The sequence below is a fragment of the Streptomyces montanisoli genome, assembly GCF_017813245.1.
In the GTDB taxonomy this organism is placed as follows: domain Bacteria; phylum Actinomycetota; class Actinomycetes; order Streptomycetales; family Streptomycetaceae; genus Streptomyces; species Streptomyces montanisoli.
The window spans coordinates 1-4,111 of the sequence record NZ_JAGIQL010000288.1 but is presented as its reverse complement, the minus strand read 5'-3'; the positions used below and the strand labels follow the sequence as shown (position 1 = coordinate 4,111).

3 protein-coding genes are annotated in these 4,111 nt (G+C 76.4%); all 3 read left to right on the top strand.

Annotation, left to right across the window (positions count from 1 at the left end; all coding sequences use genetic code 11):
* Positions 1 to 176 precede the first annotated feature (176 nt).
* Positions 177 to 2,177 carry a glycogen debranching N-terminal domain-containing protein gene (locus JFN87_RS32225; RefSeq protein WP_209345928.1) on the top strand — a complete coding sequence of 667 codons (2,001 nt, stop codon included), beginning with the start codon at positions 177 to 179 and terminating at the stop codon, positions 2,175 to 2,177.
* A gap of 59 nt (positions 2,178 to 2,236) precedes the next feature.
* Positions 2,237 to 3,001, top strand: a complete 765-nt coding sequence (locus tag JFN87_RS32220) for an NUDIX hydrolase (RefSeq protein WP_209345926.1) — start codon at positions 2,237 to 2,239, stop codon at positions 2,999 to 3,001.
* 124 nt (positions 3,002 to 3,125) lie between these two features.
* The coding region (locus tag JFN87_RS32215) for an ABC transporter ATP-binding protein (protein ID WP_209345924.1) at positions 3,126 to 4,111 on the top strand (986 nt) is incomplete at its 3' end.

Genomic DNA, 4,111 nt, shown 5'->3' with positions numbered 1-4,111 from the left:
CGGCGGCGGCGCGGCGAGAGGGCGGGCGCGGCGGCGCGGCGGCCGGCGCGACAGCAGGAGCGAGGGGTGACAGCCGTGACCATGCCGCGGCCGAGGGCGTTCACAGAGGCGTCGGAGTCGTACGAGCCGCGCCGGTTCCCGGCGGCCCGGTCCACAGAAGGCGCATCAGAGCACCCATGGCCCCCATCGCCCCTCCCGTACGAAGCGATCCCCCGCGTGCCGCCGCCGAGGGCGGGCCGCCACCGCTGCACCGGCTGGTCCTGTGCGTCGCGCTGCCGCACCTCGCCGTCAGCGCCGATCACGGCCAGCTCACCGGCGCCGGCGTCGAGGGCTACTACCAGGCGGGCCGAAGGCTGCTCTCCCGCTGCCGGCTGCGCGTCGCGGACCGCGAACCCGTGGCGCTCCAGGGCACGTCCGTCTCCTCCGGCCGCGCACGCTTCCTCTCCGTGGTCCGTACGCCCGCCGACGCGGGGCCCGATCCCGAGCTCAGCGTCGAACGGCTCAGGCACGCCGACGGAACCGAACGGATCACCCTGCACAGCGCGTCCTCCCGCCCGCGCAGGTTTCCCGTGGAGATCGCCTTCGGCTGCGACTTCGCCGATCTCGCCGCCGTCGCGGCAGGGCGCGCGGGCCCTGAACTCCCGGCGACCGTCCACGGCGGGGGCTTGCGGTGGGCCGCCGCCGACGGCAGTACCGCCGTCGTCACCGCCGAACCGCCCCCACAGGAGGCCCTCGCGGGGCCCGGTCTCCTGCGCTGGGCCGTCGAACTGCCTCCCGGCGGCTCCCGCACGATCGAGTTGCGGATCCGGACGGGTCGCCCGCTGCGTCCCACCGGCCGTCGCTCGGTGGGGGGCCTGCCGTCGAGAGCCGAGGCCGAGGGCGACGATCCGAGGATCCGGCGGCTGTTCGCCGCGAGCCTCGACGACCTCGGCGCGCTGCTCAAGAGAGGTCCAGGCGGGCCGAGGGACGTCTACCCCGCGGCGGGCGTGCCCTGGCGGTGCGGACCGCCGGCCGCGGACGCCGTGTGGGCGGTCAGGATGGCGCTGCCGCTCGGCACGGAACTCGCCGCGGCGACGCTGCGCTCCATCGCGCGGAGCCAGCGGGGCGGCGCCGGCGCCGACTTCGGCCTCATCCCCGGGCCGCTCAGGGACGCGGGCCCGCACCTGCCGCCGAGCTGCACGGGCACCGAGGCGACGCTGGCCTTTCCCGTGGTCCTCGCGGAGGCCCGGCTCTGGGGCCTGCCGGAGGCGGAGCTCGACGAGCTGCTGCCGGCCGCCGAACGCTGCCTGCGCTGGCTGCGTACGGCACTTGGCGACGGTGAGCCGCTCGCCGAACCCGGCCCGGGCGGCCCTCGGCGCCTCTCCACCCAGGCACACGCCCACCGGGCGGCGCTGCTCGGCGCCGACCTGCTGGAGGCCTGCGGCCGGCCGGGAGCCGACGAACTGCGGCACGCGGCCGCCGAGCTGCGCCGGCGCTTCCTGCGCGCCTTCTGGATCGACGACCCGTCAGGCGGCCGCCCGGCGGCCGCGCGCACCGCCGGCGGCAGGCTGCTCGCCCACCCGAGCGCGGACCTGGCCCACGTGCTGGACACCGGGTTGTCCGGCCGCGGAGGCCGGGCACCCGGGCTGCTGGACGCGGCACGCAGCGCGCGCGTGGCGGAGGTCCTGACGAGCCCGGCGCTCGACTCGGGATGGGGGCTGCGCGGCCTGGGCGGCAAGGAGCCGGGGCACAACCCCTTCGGGCACCGCGCCGGGGCGGTACGGGTCCACGAGACGGCGGTCGCCGTCTCCGGCCTCGCCGCGGCGGGACACGAGGAGGCGTCGGGCAGGCTGCTGAAGGGACTGATGGACGCGGCGGAGTCGTTCGGGTACCGGCTGCCCGAGATGTACGCGGGGCGGCGCCGCTCCGAGGGCGGGGCGCCCGTTCCCCATCCGGCCGCCTGCCGTCCGGCCGCCGTGGCCGCGGCGGCGGGCATCCACGTGGTCACGTCGCTCGCCGGCATCGCGCCCGACGCCCCCGCGGGGCGGGTGGCGCTTCGCCCCCCGCGCGCGGTGCCGCTCGGCGCCGTACGCCTAGCCGGCCTGCGGGTCGCGGGAGAGGCGTTCTCGGTGCGGGTCGGCCGATCGGGACTCGGAGTCGTCGAGGAGGCCGCGACCGGGCTCAGGCTCGACGCCTGACCGGAGTCGAGCCTGCGCGGGGCGTGTTTATCGTCAGGCAGACGACTATGATCACCGGCATGTCCCCCTACGACCCGTCGGCCTTTCTCCCGTTCGCCGTCACCGTCGACCTGGTCGTGCTCACCGTGCGCGGGCAAGCGTTGTGCACGCTGGCCGTGCGTCGCGGTGAGCCGCCGTTCCAGGGCCGCTGGGCGCTGCCCGGCGGGTTCGTCCGGGGCGACGAGGACCTGGCCGAGGCGGCCGCGCGCGAGCTGGCCGAGGAGACGGGGCTCTGCGCCCGGGCGGCCGCGCCGCCGGCCCCCGCGGGCGCCGCCCACCTCGAACAGCTGGCGACCTACGGCGCCCCGGGCCGTGACCCGAGGATGCGGGTCGTCAGCGTCGCCCATCTGGCGCTCGCGCCCGACCTGCCGGCGCCGCGCGCCGGCGGCGACGCGCACAGTGCGCGCTGGGCGCCCGTCGAGGACCTGCTCGGCGGGGACGGCGCCTTCGCGCGTGAAGGCGAGCGGCCCGCCCCGCTCGCCTTCGACCACGCGCGCATCCTCGCCGACGGGGTGGAGCGCGCCCGTTCGAAGATCGAGTACTCGTCGCTCGCGACGGCCTTCTGCCCGCCGGAGTTCACGGTCGGCGAGCTGCGCAGGGTCTACGAGGCGGTGTGGGGCGTGGTGCTCGACCCGCGCAACTTCCACCGCAAGGTCACCGGCACACCCGGCTTCCTGGTCCCCTCGGGTGGTACCACGACCCGTCAGGGCGGCAGGCCGGCCCAGCTCTTCCGGGCCGGCGGCGCGACCGTGCTGAATCCGCCCATGCTGCGGCCGGAGATCTGACGCCGCGTGCGGCGTTCCTGACACAGCACACTCCGCCTTACGTCGCAAATCGGACATATAGCGTTATCTTGCTGGAGTACTCGCTCTGCCGCGGAGCGGTCTCACCCCCTGCGAGAGATGAACGATGCTCCAGGCCATCGGACTTACCAGCACACCCCGCCGCGACCAGCCGGCCGCCGTGAACGACCTGACCTTCGAAGCGAGGCCGGGCCTGGTCACGGCGCTGCTCGGCGCGTCCGGCGCGGGCAAGACCACCACCCTGCGACTCATGCTCGGCCTCGAACAAGGCCGGGGCGTCGCCTACTTCAGGGGCAGGCCCCTGCACCGCATCGCACAGCCGGCGCGCGAGGTCGGCGTCCTGCTCGGCGATGTGCCGGGCCACCCGCAGCGCACCGCGAAGGGCCAGCTGCGCCTGTTGTGCGCGGCCGCCGGGGTGCCCGCGTCCCGGGCGGAGGAACTGCTCGACGTCGTGGGGCTCGGCGCCCTGCGCGACGAGCGCCTCGGCAACCTCTCGCTCGGCATGGACCGCAGGCTCGGTATCGCCTCGGCCCTGCTCGGCGACCCGCACACCCTGGTGCTCGACGCGCCGTCCGCCGACCTGTCTCCCCGCGAGACCAACTGGCTGCACGGGCTGCTGCACGCACACGCCGCCCAGGGCGGCACGGTCCTGTTTACCACGGACGACCCGAAGGAGGCCGCGCGCGCCGCCGACCGGATCGTCACCATCGACGCCGGGCGCCTCGTGGCCGACCAGGACGCCGCGTCCTTCTCGGTGACGCGGCTGCGCCCGCGCGTGGCGATCAGGACCCCGCACGCCGCCCGTCTCGCGGACGCGCTCAGCAAGGAGGCCAGGGCGCGGCAGCGTTCGGTCGAGGTGGTCGCCGACGGCGGCAGCAGGCTGACCGTGTACGGCAGCAGCTGCCCCGAGATCGGCGACACCGCCTTCCGGCACGGCGTCCTCGTGCACCAGCTCGCGGACGAGATCGGCGACAGCGGCCCCGTGCCCGCCGCCCGGCAGAGCGGCGAGGACGACACGCCGGCGGGCGAGCACGACACGCCGGCGGGCGGCGTAGCCGTCCCCGCGCGCGTGCCCCTGCCCGCCGCCAGGTT

What these genes read in the sequence shown, in the direction of transcription:
- JFN87_RS32225 (WP_209345928.1), top strand. Translation starts at nt 177, where the DNA reads ATGGCCCCCATCGCCCCTCCCGTACGAAGCGATCCCCCGCGTGCCGCC.
- JFN87_RS32220 (WP_209345926.1), top strand. Translation starts at nt 2,237, where the DNA reads ATGTCCCCCTACGACCCGTCGGCCTTTCTCCCGTTCGCCGTCACCGTC.